13 protein-coding genes are annotated in these 16,479 nt (G+C 40.5%); 7 read left to right on the forward strand and 6 right to left on the reverse strand.

The window, feature by feature from the left end; genetic code table 11:
* Positions 1-7: 7 nt before the first annotated feature.
* Together ribF and murJ are read right to left on the reverse strand one after the other, a co-directional pair.
* Positions 8-934: a bifunctional riboflavin kinase/FAD synthetase gene (gene ribF / locus Q4567_RS04710; RefSeq protein ID WP_216049971.1), complete on the reverse strand. Its 927-nt coding sequence runs from the start codon at positions 932-934 to the stop codon at positions 8-10.
* A 186-nt stretch (positions 935-1,120) separates the two neighbouring features.
* Positions 1,121-2,689 (reverse strand): murein biosynthesis integral membrane protein MurJ, encoded by a 1,569-nt coding sequence (murJ, locus tag Q4567_RS04715; protein ID WP_216049970.1) that lies wholly within the window; start codon positions 2,687-2,689, stop codon positions 1,121-1,123.
* A gap of 212 nt (positions 2,690-2,901) precedes the next feature.
* On the opposite strand from murJ, the gene rpsT reads away from it, so the two are divergent.
* From rpsT to Q4567_RS04730, 3 genes are all read left to right on the forward strand, one after another.
* A complete protein-coding gene (gene rpsT / locus Q4567_RS04720) occupies positions 2,902-3,162 on the forward strand; it encodes a 30S ribosomal protein S20 (protein WP_216049969.1) in 261 nt (86 codons plus the stop codon).
* Between the two features lie 296 nt (positions 3,163-3,458).
* Positions 3,459-4,259 carry a UDP-2,3-diacylglucosamine diphosphatase gene (locus tag Q4567_RS04725; protein ID WP_216049968.1) on the forward strand — a complete coding sequence of 267 codons (801 nt, stop codon included), beginning with the start codon at positions 3,459-3,461 and terminating at the stop codon, positions 4,257-4,259.
* Positions 4,260-4,367: 108 nt separating this feature from the next.
* Positions 4,368-6,086 (forward strand): lysophospholipid acyltransferase family protein, encoded by a 1,719-nt coding sequence (locus Q4567_RS04730; RefSeq protein ID WP_216049967.1) that lies wholly within the window; start codon positions 4,368-4,370, stop codon positions 6,084-6,086.
* A gap of 337 nt (positions 6,087-6,423) precedes the next feature.
* Here the strand turns inward: Q4567_RS04730 and Q4567_RS04735 are convergent, their stop codons facing one another.
* Positions 6,424-6,786, reverse strand: coding sequence for a type IV pilin protein (locus tag Q4567_RS04735; RefSeq protein WP_216049966.1), 363 nt, complete (start codon positions 6,784-6,786; stop codon positions 6,424-6,426).
* 80 nt (positions 6,787-6,866) lie between these two features.
* Between Q4567_RS04735 and Q4567_RS04740 the strand changes: the two genes are divergently transcribed.
* Genes Q4567_RS04740 through Q4567_RS04755 form a run of 4 tightly spaced genes read left to right on the forward strand, consistent with a single transcriptional unit; the run spans position 6,867 to position 11,194 of the window.
* Positions 6,867-7,415 (forward strand): GspH/FimT family pseudopilin, encoded by a 549-nt coding sequence (locus Q4567_RS04740; protein ID WP_303499558.1) that lies wholly within the window; start codon positions 6,867-6,869, stop codon positions 7,413-7,415.
* A complete protein-coding gene (locus Q4567_RS04745) occupies positions 7,409-8,035 on the forward strand; it encodes a prepilin-type N-terminal cleavage/methylation domain-containing protein (protein ID WP_216049965.1) in 627 nt (208 codons plus the stop codon). Before Q4567_RS04740 ends, Q4567_RS04745 begins: the two co-directional genes overlap by 7 nt.
* Complete coding sequence (locus Q4567_RS04750) at positions 8,028-9,146, forward strand: hypothetical protein (protein ID WP_216049964.1); 1,119 nt, start codon at positions 8,028-8,030, stop codon at positions 9,144-9,146. The genes Q4567_RS04745 and Q4567_RS04750 overlap by 8 nt, the downstream gene beginning before the upstream one ends.
* Positions 9,146-11,194, forward strand: coding sequence for a prepilin-type N-terminal cleavage/methylation domain-containing protein (locus Q4567_RS04755; protein WP_303499559.1), 2,049 nt, complete (start codon positions 9,146-9,148; stop codon positions 11,192-11,194). Before Q4567_RS04750 ends, Q4567_RS04755 begins: the two co-directional genes overlap by 1 nt.
* 104 nt (positions 11,195-11,298) lie before the next feature.
* Here Q4567_RS04755 and Q4567_RS04760 read toward each other — a convergent pair whose 3' ends face one another.
* The 3 genes from Q4567_RS04760 to lon all read right to left on the reverse strand — a co-directional run bounded on the left by Q4567_RS04760 (position 11,299) and on the right by lon (position 16,356).
* A complete protein-coding gene (locus tag Q4567_RS04760) occupies positions 11,299-13,185 on the reverse strand; it encodes a SurA N-terminal domain-containing protein (protein WP_216049962.1) in 1,887 nt (628 codons plus the stop codon).
* 296 nt (positions 13,186-13,481) lie between these two features.
* The gene (gene hupB, locus Q4567_RS04765; RefSeq protein WP_008844220.1) at positions 13,482-13,754 is read right to left on the reverse strand and encodes a nucleoid-associated protein HU-beta; all 273 of its coding nucleotides are present in this window, start codon (positions 13,752-13,754) and stop codon (positions 13,482-13,484) included.
* Between the two features lie 235 nt (positions 13,755-13,989).
* Positions 13,990-16,356 (reverse strand): endopeptidase La, encoded by a 2,367-nt coding sequence (lon, locus tag Q4567_RS04770; protein ID WP_216049961.1) that lies wholly within the window; start codon positions 16,354-16,356, stop codon positions 13,990-13,992.
* Positions 16,357-16,479: the final 123 nt, after the last annotated feature.

The following is a 16,479-nucleotide window of genomic DNA, read 5'->3' on the forward strand; positions in this document are numbered from 1 at the left end:
ATCTATTTTAATCAGCACACAAAAGCTCACGAGCTATTTGTGCATCGAACTCTATTTGTTTTTTCAATAGTTCGAATGACTCGAACTTAATTTCGTCTCTTAACTTCTTAATAAATTCCACTTGAATCAACTGCCCATATATTTGTTTATTAAAATCAAACATATGAACTTCAAGCTGAGAACGTTGACCATTTACTGTAGGACGGATCCCCACATTAGCAACGCCATTTAAGTAAGCACCATCTAATCTTACTTTTACGGCAAACACGCCTTGAATTGGTGTTTGACATCGTTTCAACAAAACATTTGCCGTAGGGAAACCTATTGTTCTCCCACGTTTTTCACCATGAACCACTTTACCGGCAATCGCAAAAGGCCTGCCTAACATCGCTTCTGCTTCTGAGATATCCCCATTTGCCAAAGCGGTGCGTATTTCAGTAGAACTAATACGGCAATCTTTACGTAAAAAACTCCGAGTACTAACGACTTTGTATCCGTACTTGTCGGCATTTTGCTCTAGTAATGTAAAATCACCTTGTCGCCCTTTGCCAAAGCGGAAATCATCGCCTACCACTAAAAACTCGATACCCAACTTTTCAACAAGCAGGTGTTTAATGAAATAATTAGCGGTTTGGCTTGCAAACTCTCGGTCAAACTTAATACATAACAGGCGATCAACGCCAACCAATCTAAGTTGTTCGAATTTATCCCGCAATCGACTTAATCGCGCTGGCGCATCTTCAGGCGTAAAAACTTCTTCAGGTTGAGGTTCAAATACCATAACGGTGGAAGGCAACCCAAGATTTTTAGCCTGTAGAACCAAATTTCGCAAAACGGCTTGATGACCTAAATGTACACCATCAAATTTGCCAATTGTTAACACGCATCCTTTGTGGTCCTCGCGGATGTTGTGTAAACCTCGGATCAATTCCACTGCTTTCCTCAATTCAATAACTAAATTATTTCACTTCGATCAAAGGCGGGAATTATAACGAACTGTGCAAGTAAAGAAAGTCAATCGGTGTTATATACTAGCAAAAGTAGGTATTAGTGGACAAAACTCACAAAAACCAAGGAATTTATCGGTTTAATATCTAGGTTTATTCGCTGATTGATTGTTTTACTGAACTTTATGGGTACCGACGAAACTGCTTGTTCGAACCCCAACTAGCAGTAAGGTGACTACAAAGGATAAAAATCCAAACACTATTAGCTTGGCTAATTCGTATGCTTTTGAAAGCGTGTCCATGTTCTGCCAAATCGTCACATCAGCATTAAAAAATTGTATGACTGACACCATCACCACACAACCGGCTAGTATTTTAAGCAAAAACACACAAGTATTAGCCGTAATTTGAAACACCCCTAAACGATGTAACTGCACGTACAAAAGTGTTGCATTCATGGTTGCCGACATAGCCGTTGCGATAGCAAGACCGACATAACCATAAGGAATGGCTAATGCGATGTTAAAAAATATGTTAGCCACCATGCAATAAATACCGTAACGCACAGGGGTTTTGAGATCTTGTCGAGAGTAGAAGCCAGGTGCCAGTACCTTCACTAACATAAAGCTCAATAAACCAGTGGAATAGGCCATTAAACTATAAGACGCCATAGTGGCATCTTGCGCGGTGAAAGCACCGCCATAAAATATGGTTAATAACATAGGTTCAGCCAGCACAAATAAACCAGCCGCTGCCGGCGCCCCAAGCAAACACACAACCTTTATTCCCCAGTCCATACTGTTGCTAAAGGATTGTCTATCTTGACTCACATACTGTTTTGAAAGGGTTGGTAGAATAACAGTAGCAATAGCAATACCGAAAAGCCCTAACGGAAACTCCAATAACCTATCGGAATAGTAAAGCCAACTAACCGAACCTGTCATTAATGTGGTGGCAATCATAGTATCGATAAGTAGATTGATTTGACTCACAGATACACCGAACAGCGCGGGGATCATCAAACGTCTTACTTTACGAACTTTAGGATCGGACCAAGCCCATTTGGGCTTAACTAGCACACCAGCGCGATATAAAAATGGAATTTGAAATAGTAATTGCAACATTCCGCCTGTAAAAACACCCCAGGCCAGCGCGAACTCTGGATTTTCAAAATACGGAGATAAATACAGTGCGCAACTGATAATCGCCACATTTAGCAGCACAGGCGTAAACGCCGCAACCGCAAATTTATTCAGCGTATTTAATATGGCACCAGACAAACCAGTTAGCGAAACAAAAAATAGATACGGAAAGGTAATTTTCAGCATTAAAGCAAAGGGTTCGAATTTATCCCCTTGCGGGCCGTCATTTAAATAATCAACAAACCAACCTGCGCCAAAAAGCGCCGCCACGACTGGCGAACCTATTACCCCTAAAAGAGTGACTATGGTTACAATGACACCTAAGGTACCTGAAACTTTTGCGATAAATAACTTGAGATGCTCTTCATCACCCTCACTTTTCACTTCAGATAAGACCGGAATAAAGGCTTGAGCAAACGCCCCTTCAGCGAATAAACGACGTAAAAAATTGGGAATTTTATTCGCGACTAAAAAAACGTCAGCGGCTGCGCCCGCACCGAGCATGTTGGCGACCACCACATCACGTATTAGGCCAAGTATGCGCGACAAAAACGTCATAAATGAGACAATGACACCGGACTTAAGCAGTTTTTTTGACAAAAATGATTCCTTTACACCGTAGCCGGTAAAAACAGGGGGTTATTATGCGCGATAAAGTAGAACAGAGTCTATACTCTCCCCTGAATCCAAGGTAAATTAGAATACTTGATGTAAATATCGATTATTCCTTTAAAACTGTTTGACAAAGGCCTATCAAATAGGCACAATCTGCGCCCTTGAATTTTGACTAGATTTTTTTCGGGAGTTTCAAATTGGCTAACATTAAGTCTGCTAAGAAACGCGCAATCCAAGCAGAAAAACGCCGCCAGCATAACGCTAGCCGTCGTTCAATGGTACGTACTTACCTTAAGAAAGTAATCGCTGCTATTGCTGCTGGTGATAAAGAAGCTGCTACAGCTGCTTTCACTACAGCTACTCCTTTGCTTGACCGTATGGCAACCAAAGGTTTGATCCACAAAAACAAAGCTGCTCGTCATAAGAGCCGTCTTGCTTCACAGATCAAAGCTCTATAATTACGCGTTTAGTAATACATTAGAAAAAGCGCTTATGGCGCTTTTTTTATGCCTGCAATTTGATATCTCCACGAATCCTGTCAATTTAATGCCAATTTGATTAGCTTTAGGCCTGCCTGCCGTGGCAAACGAATTTTCCTTGGCCTGTCATCATTTATTCAAATAAACGTCACTAATTTGTAAATACCGTCCGTTAACTTGCAAACCCCATAAACAAAACTTAATTACCTTACAGCTTCGGTGAAGAGTAAGGGTTTTATTTGTTCTGCTTTCTACTTCACGTTTATGGTGCGCACATGAAAAAACAATATAGAACGGTTTGGTTGTCTGATATCCATTTAGGTAGCAAAGACTGTAAAGCCGAATATCTACTCGACTTCCTGAGCAACCACCAATTCGAAACCATTTATTTGGTAGGTGACATTATTGATATGTGGGCGATGAGTAAGCAGTTTCGTTGGCCAGATAGCCACAATCAGGTTCTGCATAAAATTTGGCAATTATCCCAAACTGAAACCAAGGTAATTTACTTACCAGGCAATCATGACCAACCATTGCAAAAATATAATGGCATGGAGTTTGGTCATATCAAAGTAGTGCGGGACACCATCCACATCACCCAGGACCATAAAAAACTATTGGTTTTACATGGCGACCAATTTGACCAAGAAGTGTGCTTCGGACCAGTCCATGCGTGGATTGGCGATAAAGCTTACGACTTATTATTGTTTATAAACCGTTGGTTCAATCGTATTCAAACCCTGCGTGGCAAACCTTATTGGTCACTGGCGGGACATATTAAAAAGCATATTAAAGGGGCCAGTTTAGCCATTGAGAGATATAAACAAGCCTGTTGTGAACGAGCAACTAGTCGCGGCTTAGATGGTGTGGTTTGCGGTCATATTCATCACCCAGAAATATGCACAAAACGTGATGCTACTTATTTCAATGATGGAGATTGGATAGAAAACTGTTCAGCGCTGACGGAAAATGCAGAAGGTCAATTACAGCTGGTGTATTGGACTCAATTAGCTGAAAAAGCTCAGGTAATACCGATAAAAACTGACGAGAAATCAAAAAATTCGCAAGCTGCCTAAAAGCATATCAAGACAATGCAACGTCACAAATTTGCAAGAAATGTGGCGTTAAATTGTCATATTTGCAACGTAACATCCGCCAAAATGCAGACACATTAAGGTGTGAATATGTTCACTGTTGAAGAAGTTATAAAAAAACATTACCCACAAGCAGAAAACAACCCTTGGCTTTCGAAACCGCTGCAATTCGCCTTACGACACTTACTTCATGAAAAAGAAATGTTGGAATTTGGACAGACCTATCCAAATATCCAAGGCATTGATTTTATTGAGCAGGTACTGGAATACTTTAATATTAGTTACTCCGTTAGGGATATTGAAAAAGAACGCATCCCAAGCTCAGGACGGGTTGTGGTGATTGCTAACCACCCTATCGGCTCGCTAGACGCCTTAGCGTTATTAAAATTATTATGTGCAATAAGACCCGACGTAAAAGTCGTTGCCAATCAGATGTTGATGACCTTAGAGCCACTACAAGACATGTTACTGCCAGTCAATAACATGCATGGAGGCACCCCTAAAGAGCATCTTCAAAATATTCATCAACATCTTAAGCAAGAAGGGGCTGTGCTGATTTTTCCTGCTGGCGAAGTCTCACGTTTACGTCCTCAAGGCGTTAGAGACACACGCTGGAATTCAGGTTTTTTGAAAATTGCTCGCTCTACAAACTCCCCCATCTTGCCAACTTTTATTGACGCCAAAAATTCACCACTTTTCTACGGCGTTTCCATGTTATACAAACCTTTGGCTACCGCGTTATTGGTCAAAGAAATGTTCAAACAAAAACGCAAACATTTACCCATTCGAATAGGCGAAATAGTGCCGGTAGAGTCATACAACCACAACACCTTATCGCGCACTCAACATGTCAAATTATTCAAAAAGCACCTGTATAAAATCGCGTCAGGTAAACGTGGTGTTTATAAAACCCAAACGGCCATCGCACTACCAGAGAACCGTAAAACATTGTCGAAAGCCATTAAAGCAGAATGTGAGTTATTGGGTGAAACCGGTGATGGCAAGCTTATCTATTTATATCAATATGCTAAATCATCTCCGATTATGCGTGAAATAGGACGACTTAGAGAGGTGGCTTTTCGTGCTGTGGGTGAAGGCAGTAATAGGCGCAGAGATATTGATAAGTTTGACAATCATTACTTACAGCTGATCTTATGGGATAGAGATGATCTGGAAATTGCCGGAGCTTACCGCATTGGTGATGCAAAAAGAATTGTCGAAAAATATGGTATAGATGGACTTTATTCAAGTACTTTGTTTAATTACCAAGACAGCATGACCCCCTACTTTGAACACGGCTTAGAGCTGGGGCGAAGTTTTGTACAACCACGCTATTGGGGTAGACGCAGCTTAGATTATTTGTGGTACGGAATAGGCGCTTTTATCCAGAAAAATCCTCAATACCGCTATTTATTCGGTCCTGTTAGTTTAAGTAACTCTTATCCTAGCGCGGCAAAAAGTATGATTGTGCAGTTTTATCAGTTGTATTTTCCACCGCAGGAACATCTGGCCAGTTCAAAGCTACCCTATGAGATGAGCGAACAACTCACTTCACCATTTACTGGTGAAAATTACAAACAAGACTTCACGACGTTAAAACACTTATTAGCGAATATGGGCATGCTTGTACCAACTTTGTATAAGCAATATTCTGAGACTTACGATGATAATGGTCTGCAATTTTTGGACTTTAATATCGATCCTGACTTTAACGACTGTATTGATGGGCTAGTTTTGGGCGATATTTCCAAAATGAAAGCTAAAAAGCAACAGCGTTATCTGCAGCAGGATATTAAAAAAGCTAGCTAACTTAGAATGCAAGTAAAAGCCTAACCAGTGGATATTCACGATTCACCATTGACTATTGCTGTTGAATCGCATTATCGTTGATAGCATCTGAGCTACTTTAGCCACTTGCCAGCTCTACGCTGATGTTAGGAGGAATACATTGCTGCGCTTTTTATTTTTAATACCCATTGCGCTATTCCTGATTTGGATAGTCTACCTAAAAACCCACGGTTACAGTTTAGATGACGGCAAAAAAGGATTTATTAAAATCCTAGTGATTTCAATCGGTATTGCTGCGACCTATTTGATCTTAATGTGGATACTTTGAACAATTTCATCCTCATTAACCTAGGTGTTTTTACCAGCACTTCTTAGGCTCACGCTGCATGGATTGATTAATGCTTAGGATGCTGCATGTTGAGTCTTTTTTTTGATTATTTTGTGCTTTTGCAAATAGGGTAAAGGTTGCTCCGCCCTTTATTTCTGCGGAGTAGATATAATGTTCGGAATTTTCTAAGCCCAATTCTTCAACACTTGCATAACGCCCATTAGTAATTCGAAATTGCCCTTGCATAAGGGTACTTTCGAGCATCTGATTTTGCGCCTGCTGCCGCCGTGATTTTAAGATATTTCCGCTAAAAACATTACCCGATATGGCCACTAAAATGGCAATGATTGCCAAGGTAATCATTAATTCGATTAAGCTAACTCCTTTGCTCATAAAACTGTACTCCATCTTTTTTAAATTTTCATATACTCAATATCAGTAAAGCACATGGAAAATTTAAAAGGGTATTGAAAGTGCGTTTAAATAAAAAACATCAACTTAGATCTCACCTCAATAGAGGGCTTACCATTTTAGAAATGATGGTGGTACTTACAATTATCGCTCTACTTGCTGCAATTGGCGGCCCATCAATAATTCAAACTTTACGCCATCAGCAATTGAAGGCTTCTTTGCAGACCAGTTACTTTTTACTGCAACAAGCTAAATCCACGGCAATCACACAGAATAAAAACATTACCGTGCAATTTAAAAATGGCGACAACTGGTGTATCGCATTAAGCGATACGGGCCCTTGCAATTGCCAAGTAAAATCGCTGTGTAGTGTGGATAACATAGAGTATCGCGTATCGGCTGAAGATTATCCTCACATCTTATTTTCGAAAATTACCATGGGAAAAGATCAGGCTATTATCTTTGACGGGGTCAGAGGCACTGCAATTGGCAATGCAGGCTCCGGTGTGTTTAGCAATGGCACTGAAGCCGCCAAACTCATTGTGAGCAATTTAGGTCGAGTCAGAATTTGCATGCACAGTGGTCACTTAGGAGCTTTCCAAATATGTTAAGTAGACAACTAAGAGCACTTGGTTTTTCGCTAATTGAATTACTTATTGCCATGGTAATTGGAATGTCGGCATTGGCCAGTTTAGCCGGATTTATTGGTAATGCCGCAGCTTCTAATAGCAAGTTCTTAATGCTAATGCGTTTAAATGAGGAACTTAATACCGTAACAAACTTGATCACTGCAGAAATACAGCGAACAGGTTACAACGCTGAAATAACCGCTGCGATAAATAATCCTGATATTTACCTCAGCCAATTTCATCAACCTATTGTTATTTCCAAGCACCCTAAAGAGAGCAGTGATAGCTGCATACTCTATGCGTACGATAAAGATAAAAATGGCGTTATCAATTTAGAAGGAAGTGATGAAAATTACGGATTTCGACTACATAACGACGCAGTTGAGATGCGTCAAGATGGCGCTGATTGTGCTGCTGGCGGTTGGCAAGATCTGACCGACAGCAGTGTCACTTCTGTTGAGGAGTTACGATTCAGCATCATTTTCACATCCGAATCGACAATAGGTATCCGGATACATATATCAGCCTCAGTAAAACAGCATAGCACCATGAGTAAGCAAATTACTCGAGATGTGTATGCACATAGCCAGCAAAATGTTTAAGCCTAATCGAGCCAAGCAACTGGGTGCAATGATGTTAATCACAGTGACCTTATTGTTGCTGCTGACTTCGACCATCATTGTATATAGCGCTAGGGTTAGCCTAGTAAAGCATCGAGTTAGCCTGAATACACAAAATAAGGTAACCGCTGAGAATATGGCAGCGTTAGGTAACTTCCGATTGCTGTCGCAAATTAGTCAACAGCCGCAACAAGAACTGCCTAAACTAAACATGCTAATAGAAGGACAAGGACAGTATTCTGCTGAAATGAAAAGCTTACAAACTGAGCGATTTAGTCATCAAATGCGCGTCATAAAAATTAGCACTACAGGCACATCAGAAGACCATTTAGCCAACATAGAGGTTTCCCAACATATTATTGCATACCCGCTAATTCGCACATTGCCTAAGGCAGCATTAATAGTTGGTAAATCCATATCTATCGAAAATAAGTTAAAATTAGTTGCTAACCCCAACGGTGCAGGTATAGGTTTGCCTTTGTCCCTGTGGACGTCCGACAAAATCGATATCACTACCTTAGACCTAATTACCTGTCAGCAGTATGAATATATCAATGGCGAATGTGAATCATCCCCCTTGAGTATGGGTCAGCAGAAAAATGGCGATATTGTGGATAATCCGAAGGATTTTCCCAAGGACATATTTACTTACCTGACGAATTTACCGGTTAAATACCGAACACAGCTATTAGATGAGGCTGATAAAGTCATTTCCCACTGTGAAGACCTGAACAATCTAAGTTCAGGATTAATATGGGTGAAAGGCGATTGTAAACTAAGTAAAGAAACCACAGTGGGTACAACAGAACGTCCTGTCATGTTAATAATTGCGAATGGCAATTTGGTTTTTTCTGAAAACTCAGGAGTCCAAGGTATTGTGCTGATGTTGAAGCCATTTGATTCAATTTTGGCAGCCCTCATTGAAGTCAACGGGCCTGCAGTAATTGAAGGTGCGCTCATCGCTAGCGAATCAATTTCATTTAACAACCTACCTTTAACCATAAAATATAATGCTGTTGTGTTAGACAATTTTCGGCAATCTCCAAGTAACTGGCGAATCGCACTTGTACCTAATAGTTGGCGCAACTTCTGATGCCTTTAATAGATGGAGCGCCACAAAAGTTATCACAGGGCTTTTCACTCGTTGAAGTGATGATAGCGTCATTAATATTGCTTGTGGGAATAACGGGGTTTGCAACTATGCAAAACCGCATAATGCAATCAGAAAAATCCTTAGATTTACACGCTAAAGCGGTCCAAATTGCGAAACAAAAAATGGCTGAGCTTAGCTATTTTGAACGTAATCAAACAGACGACGGTAAAACCAGCTACCAATCAATCGCTGACGATAAAGGGGGCGCTTCAGCGGCAGGTGAGATTGAAATAATCGAAAATGCGCATACGGATAATAGCGCTAAATTTAAGCAGCACTGGCAGGTTACAGAGCAATATTATGTTGATTCTGATGATGATGGTAAAGCTGACAAGTGGGTAAATGATGAAGATAAAGATGCACCAGCTCCGCTACCTTCGTTAGCAGACAGAAAAGCCGTAACCGTTAAGGTAAGCTGGCTAGGTAGTGACGGCAAAACCCAACAATATGAGTTAAGTGGTTTTATTGCCCCTATCCCCACAAATAGAAGTTTTCATGTATTTCATAAAACGCCAGAGGGTAACTTAGTAGCCAAAAATCAAATATCAATGACGAGTCAGAAAAATCTCGTTAAACACAAATTAGACGAAGATTTAGTACAGGCAAGTTTACCCATTAAATTCGACGAAAAAACTAAAATCAGCACAGCGAGTACGATTAGGTTGGTGCTCGATGAAGATTCAAAACACGCCACAATACAACAACAAAGAGAATTTGCCTTCGCCCAGTGTCGATGTGCATTGTCCACTGAAACTAAGGCTAAAACGCCAGCACAAGTTGTCATTGATGGAAACCAGTTGGCAATCAAAAAAGGGCTGTGGAAAATCAAAGCCTCAGGTATTGCCGAACCAGGTCAGTCCCCATTGTGTTCTAGTTGCTGTCGTGACCATCACGATACAAAGGATATGCTGACAAATCAAAATTACTATAGAAACGAAAGTGGTAGTGCGCACAAACATTTTAAAGTCGTCAGCGAAGGCAAATATATTAGTGCCAGCAAGATTGGTGATCAATATGATGAAGTATGCCGCTTTGAACGAGTTGATGGCGACTTTGAGTTACTAGCAGATTTACATTCCCTGCAAACCATTTCTTTTCTCAAAAATCAGATGACGGAGGAGTTCAGTAACCAATATCAACAATATGTATCAAACCTGATTAAGAGTCACGTTTTAGAAAAAGCTTTACCTTTATCACCACTTGAAAATACCTTGCTGATGTCGCCATCTGCAGCTCAACTTGAGTTGAGAAGTATCTATGTGGAACGGCTTCAACATGAAGACAACGAAGTCATTAAAAAAATGATCCTCGACGGCGACTCTGATTGGCAAAGCTTGATACCTTTTTTAGATTTTGAGATAACCATGCAAGCTATCTGGAATAGCAGTAATGAACTCGTTGCTAAGGTTAGCAATCAGCCGAAGCAAAGTGTATTTTCTCCCGAAGAGTTACAATATGCATCTTATAGTAAGGGCCGTTTAATTGCCTTAATGGCTGGCAGCAGTGAATTATCAAATGAAATAAACAAAGGTAACGAAGGCCTAATTGGCTCCCCTTCCATTTCAATGTTTAATCAATATCAAACAATATCTAGCAGAGTACTCCAGCTAAAGGTGAAGGGGGGCGATACACCTGGCCTAATCGTGGATATATTTTGTACGAACACTGAGGATGATATTCAACAGCCCTGTAATGAGAAGCAACTTGCACAAATAAGTAAACTTAAAATGGCACCTGAAAAAAGCGAGTTTAGCTGTAATATTGAAATGTTAACAAACCCTAATACTAGTTTCTTTAGCTGCTCAAACGCTCCTAAAGGCTGGCTGGGCAAGATTGTTATTGATACCAGTCTGCTCGAATCGAGTGTCAATTTAGTTTGGAGAGATCCTAGTGAAAAAACCACAATGGGCACTAGCTTTGGATTGATAAAGCCATTAATTGAAACATCCCACTCTGACTATTGGTTGATAGTAGAATTTGATAGCTGAGCTAAATTCAGGTGGTAGTCTCCCCATGCGTTAGCAACCATAAAAGGCAAACTTCAGGCATAAAAAAGGCCAGTGAGACTGGCCTTTTGAGAACTAATTATGAATTACTGAATATACACTTCGATATCTGCTTTTGCTTTCAATGCTTCAATTAGGTTAGTAATTTCAGTTTGAGATTGCATTTGGCCTAGTTGACGTTGCATGGCTATCACCTGCTCTGCAGGTAATGCCGCGGAGCTGTTCACATTGTTTAGCTGCACAACACCAATATCACCGTTGGCTAGTTCCACTACCGCTTTATTTTGCTCAGGATTAGCTGATAATTGAAATACTTTATCAACAATCGCCGCTGGAATTTCACTACCGAATCTAGCCACATCAGCTTGTAGTTCCCAACCAAGGTTTTTTTCAGCAAGTTTATCGGATATATCAGTACCGTCTTGTAAATCAGCCAATAAAGACTGCGCCCAAGCTTTAGCTGCTTCTTGCGCTTTTTGAGCAGTAAGCTGAATGACGATCTCAGGTTTAACTTCATCTAGTGACTTAGTGCGCTCTGCTTCGTGTTCTTTAACACGAATAATCATCACATTATTCTCACCAATTGAAATCAGTTCACTATTTACACGATCTGCAATTAACTCTTCTGAAAATGCTTGGTTCACTACCAATGGACTTGAAACCTCTGCTGGAGGCGCATTTTGAGTAAACAACTCCGTAGATTTCACTTCAGTATCTAATGCTTCTGCAACTTCGACCAAACCATTTGGCATTTCAAATGCCAACTCAGCAGCGGTGTTCTGAAGAATAAAGAACTCTTCAACTGCTTTTTCCCGTCTTACTTGTTCAGTTAAGGTATCTTTAACTTCGGCAAAAGGCGTTACTTGCTGATCTTTAATCTCAGTAAGCTTAATGATTTGTAATCCGAAATCAGACTCAACAATATCGGTAATGTCACCCACATTTTCAAGATTGAATGCTGCATCTTCAAATTCACTATCCATATCACCGCGAGCAATAAAATCTAAGTCACCACCATTTTCAGCAGAAAACGCGTCATCTGATACTTCAGAAGCAACTTTTGCAAAATCTTCGCCACCACGTACACGCGCTAAAGTAGCTTCAGCTTTCGCCCTGGCAGCTTCTTCGTCATCACCAAATTCGATAAGAATAAGTGAAAGTTTTCTTTGTTCAGCAGTTTGGAAATCATTAGAAGATCTATTGTATAAGTCTTCTACTTCTTGTTCTGTCACTTCAATACCTGACATCAAATCATCAGCATTAAGCTCAATATATTCCAAGCTTACTTTTTCTTGAGTATCGAACTGAGCAAGGTTTTGTTGATAATATACTTCAATATCCTGATCGTTTACTTCTACTGATGAAGCAAAATCAGCCGAGGGCACTGAGAAATATTGAATATCGCGAGTTTGCAATTGCAGGGAAAGAACTTTAGATGCTTCAGACTTTAGACTAAACTCACTGCCTAACATCGCGCTGACGAACTGTTGTCGCGTCATTTCGCTACGTAGGTAGTCTTTGAAGGTACTAGGTTGAAAGCCAACTTGACGTAATGTCGCTTTAAAACGCTCATTATCAAAAGATTGACCAACTTGAAACTCTGGCATATTGACAATACTTTCACGAATTTGCTCGTCGCTAACACGCAAACCAATTTCTTCGGCTGCTTGCTCCATCAACTTATCCGCGATAAGTCTATCCAGAATACTCTTACGAAACTGATTCAAATACGCAGTATCAGCGGCAAGTATGCTGAAGCTTTCTCCGAATTGTGCTTCCATCCGTGCACGCTCATTCTGATACGCACGATCAAATGTAGTTTGGGATATTTCACTTCCATTAACCGATGCAGCTGCATTGCTTGATGAAGATACATAACCGCCAACGCCCGCGAAGACGAAACTTAAAATAACTAAACCTAGGATCACTACAGCCCAAGTGCCTTGCGATCCTTCTCTAATTTTTTCCAACATATGCGTCTTTTCTCTCCGACGGACTAATGAATTCAACCGTGTTAAACGTTTTCTACACGGTAATAAAGCGGCAGGATTATAACGTGAAAAATGGTTTGATCACCAGTGATATACCCAAGTAAAACGAATTCAGCGGTTGTTTCGAATAATTATTTAAAATTTATTCACATTGGAGGCCAACTTAACCCCCTAATAAGCAACCAACTCATTGCGCTTTGCGCTTTTTAGTTTTTTCGTACTAAACATACAAAAAGGGCGATGATCGCTCATCGCCCTTTTTTAAAAGACTAAAATTCTTAGTTACAAGAATCTTTAAGTGCTTTACCAGCTTTGAAAGAAGGCACTTTCGCTGCAGCAATCTGGATAGTTTCGCCAGTTTGCGGGTTACGACCACTGCGAGCTGAACGCTCACGAACTGAGAATGTACCAAAGCCAACTAGCGCTACTTGATCGCCGTCTTTAAGAGCTGCAGTAACTGCATCGGTAAATGAATCAAGAGCACGACCAGCAGCTGCTTTAGAAATATCTGCACCAGCAGCAATACTATCGATTAGTTGAGACTTGTTCACAATAGATCCCCTTCATTTGTTTTTATTTATTGTTCCGCACATTTTTTATTACGGTCACGTTATAGCAAGCTTAATTTTTAATTTCAAGCAATGTTTTACGATTTTTTTACATTTATGAATCGTCTCAATCCCTTTTGTGATAAGGCTTCTGACGAATCTGTGCTAAAGGCTATCATATCTTTTAACTTAGGGAAGCCCTAAAATCCAAAAAATATAAAAAAATAGCCGTTATTGGTTACTTTTTATTCGATTTCACTTTTTCGGGGCTAAAACCCTCAGGGTTTTCCTGTAATGCCAAGTTCAAAACCTCATCAATCCATTGGACTGCGTGAATATCTAGGTCTTGTTTGACGTTATCTGGAATCTCTTCAAGATCACGTTCGTTGTCTTTAGGAATCACTACTGTTTTAATTCCACCACGGTGAGCGGCCAGTAATTTTTCTTTCAACCCACCGATGGCTAACACTTCACCACGAAGTGTAATCTCACCAGTCATAGCCACTTCAGCTTTAACTGGATTACCGGTCAGAGAAGAAACCAAAGCTGTGCACATTGCGATACCCGCACTTGGACCATCTTTTGGCGTCGCTCCTTCAGGAACGTGCACATGGATATCACGTTTTTCATGGAAATCTTCGTTGATACGTAATTTCTCAGCTCGGCTACGTACAACTGTCATTGCCGTTTTAATGGACTCGAGCATTACGTCGCCCAAAGATCCGGTAAAGGTTGTTTTCCCTTTTCCAGGCACTGAGGTTGTTTCAATTGTGAGCAAATCACCGCCAACAGACGTCCAAGCGAGTCCAGTTACCTGACCAATTTGATTGCTGCCTTCGGCTTTTCCATAATCAAAACGTTGAACACCTAAGAAATCTTTTAAATTATCTTGGTTAGCAACAACTTGCTTTATCGATTTATCCAGTAAAATGTTTTTCACTGCTTTGCGACAAATCTTGGAAATCTCTCGTTCCAAGCTACGTACGCCGGCTTCCCGAGTGTAATAACGAATAATGCCAATAATCGCCGAATCTTCAATGACCAATTCACCGGTTTTAAGTCCGTTTCTGGACATCTGCTTTTCAACCAGGTGACGGGTGGCTATGTTCAGCTTCTCGTCCTCTGTGTAACCAGATAAGCGAATAACTTCCATACGGTCTAACAATGGACCGGGGATATTCATACTGTTAGACGTCGCGACGAACATCACGTCTGACAAATCATAATCCACTTCTAGATAATGATCGCTAAAGGTGCCGTTTTGCTCGGGATCTAACACTTCTAACAATGCAGAAGAGGGATCACCACGCATGTCTGAAGACATTTTGTCAATTTCATCTAGTAAAAATAGTGGATTTTTAACCCCTACTTTCGCCATTTTTTGAATCAATTTACCTGGCATCGAGCCAATGTAAGTGCGTCTATGACCACGAATCTCAGCTTCATCACGCACTCCACCAAGGGCCATTCTCACGTATTTACGGCCGGTCGCTTTGGCGATTGACTGTCCCAATGAGGTTTTACCCACTCCAGGAGGACCAACTAAGCATAAAATTGGACCTTTGAGCTTCTTAACTCGCTGTTGAACCGCTAAGTACTCAATGATTCTTTCTTTAACTTTGTCCAAACCGTAGTGGTCTGAGTCAAGAATATCGTCAGCTTTGGCTAAATCTTTCTTAACCACACTGCGTTTATTCCAAGGTACATTTGCTAGCCAATCAATATAACTGCGCACTACAGTCGCTTCCGCAGACATTGGCGACATCATTTTAAGTTTGCGTAGTTCAGCCGTTGCCTTTTCTTTTGCCTCTTCAGGCATTTTAGCTTCTTCAATCTTTTTAGCTAAGGCTTCAAATTCATCTGGAGTTTCATCCAGCTCACCCAATTCTTTTTGGATAGCCTTCATCTGCTCATTCAGATAATACTCACGTTGGCTTTTTTCCATTTGCTTTTTAACCCGAGTACGGATTTTTTTCTCTACTTGAAGCAAATCGATTTCGTTTTCCATGAGTGCCATCAAATACTCTAAACGCTCATTCACGCCTTCCATTTCGAGTACTTTTTGTTTTTCAGACAGTTTCAATGGCATATGTGCCGCCATCGTATCTGCAAGCCTAGCGGCTTCTTCGATACCACTAAGAGAGGTTAACACCTCTGGTGGGATCTTTTTATTCAGTTTAACGTAACCTTCGAACTGAGAAATTGCTGAGCGTATCAACACTTCTTGCTCGTTTTCTGCAACCTCTTGATCTTCTTTACGCACAACTTCTGCAACAAAGAATTCGTCGGTTTGTAAAAATGTTTGAATTTGACCTCGTACGTTACCTTCAACCAACACTTTCACTGTGCCGTCAGGTAATTTAAGAAGCTGTAAAATCGTTGCGATGGTACCAACTTGATACACATCATCTGTCTCTGGCTCATCTACGCCAGCGTCTTTTTGGGCAACCAAAAAAATCTGCTTATCTTTGTCCATTGCTGCTTCTAAACAACGGATAGATTTTTCTCTGCCAACGAACAATGGGATAACCATGTGGGGATACACCACCACATCACGCAATGCCAATACTGGCATTTCAATGCGATCTACTCGCTCATCTGTCATGCTACATCTCGTTTTAGTTAACTGCTAGAAAGGTAATGCTTATGTATATGGGGTTAACACAGTAAAGTTCAATTAAATAACACTACGATACTATGAAATCTTATTCAAATTATATTTTTATCT

The sequence above is a fragment of the Aliiglaciecola sp. 2_MG-2023 genome, assembly GCF_030548145.1.
GTDB lineage: Bacteria > Pseudomonadota > Gammaproteobacteria > Enterobacterales > Alteromonadaceae > Aliiglaciecola > Aliiglaciecola lipolytica_A.

What these genes read in the sequence shown, in the direction of transcription:
- Q4567_RS04750 (WP_216049964.1), top strand. Translation starts at nt 8,028, where the DNA reads ATGTTTAAGCCTAATCGAGCCAAGCAACTGGGTGCAATGATGTTAATC.
- lon (WP_216049961.1), bottom strand. Translation starts at nt 16,356, where the DNA reads ATGACAGATGAGCGAGTAGATCGCATTGAAATGCCAGTATTGGCATTG.
- Q4567_RS04745 (WP_216049965.1), top strand. Translation starts at nt 7,409, where the DNA reads ATGTTAAGTAGACAACTAAGAGCACTTGGTTTTTCGCTAATTGAATTA.
- Q4567_RS04760 (WP_216049962.1), bottom strand. Translation starts at nt 13,185, where the DNA reads ATGTTGGAAAAAATTAGAGAAGGATCGCAAGGCACTTGGGCTGTAGTG.
- Q4567_RS04730 (WP_216049967.1), top strand. Translation starts at nt 4,368, where the DNA reads ATGTTCACTGTTGAAGAAGTTATAAAAAAACATTACCCACAAGCAGAA.
- Q4567_RS04735 (WP_216049966.1), bottom strand. Translation starts at nt 6,786, where the DNA reads ATGAGCAAAGGAGTTAGCTTAATCGAATTAATGATTACCTTGGCAATC.
- Q4567_RS04725 (WP_216049968.1), top strand. Translation starts at nt 3,459, where the DNA reads ATGAAAAAACAATATAGAACGGTTTGGTTGTCTGATATCCATTTAGGT.
- Q4567_RS04755 (WP_303499559.1), top strand. Translation starts at nt 9,146, where the DNA reads ATGCCTTTAATAGATGGAGCGCCACAAAAGTTATCACAGGGCTTTTCA.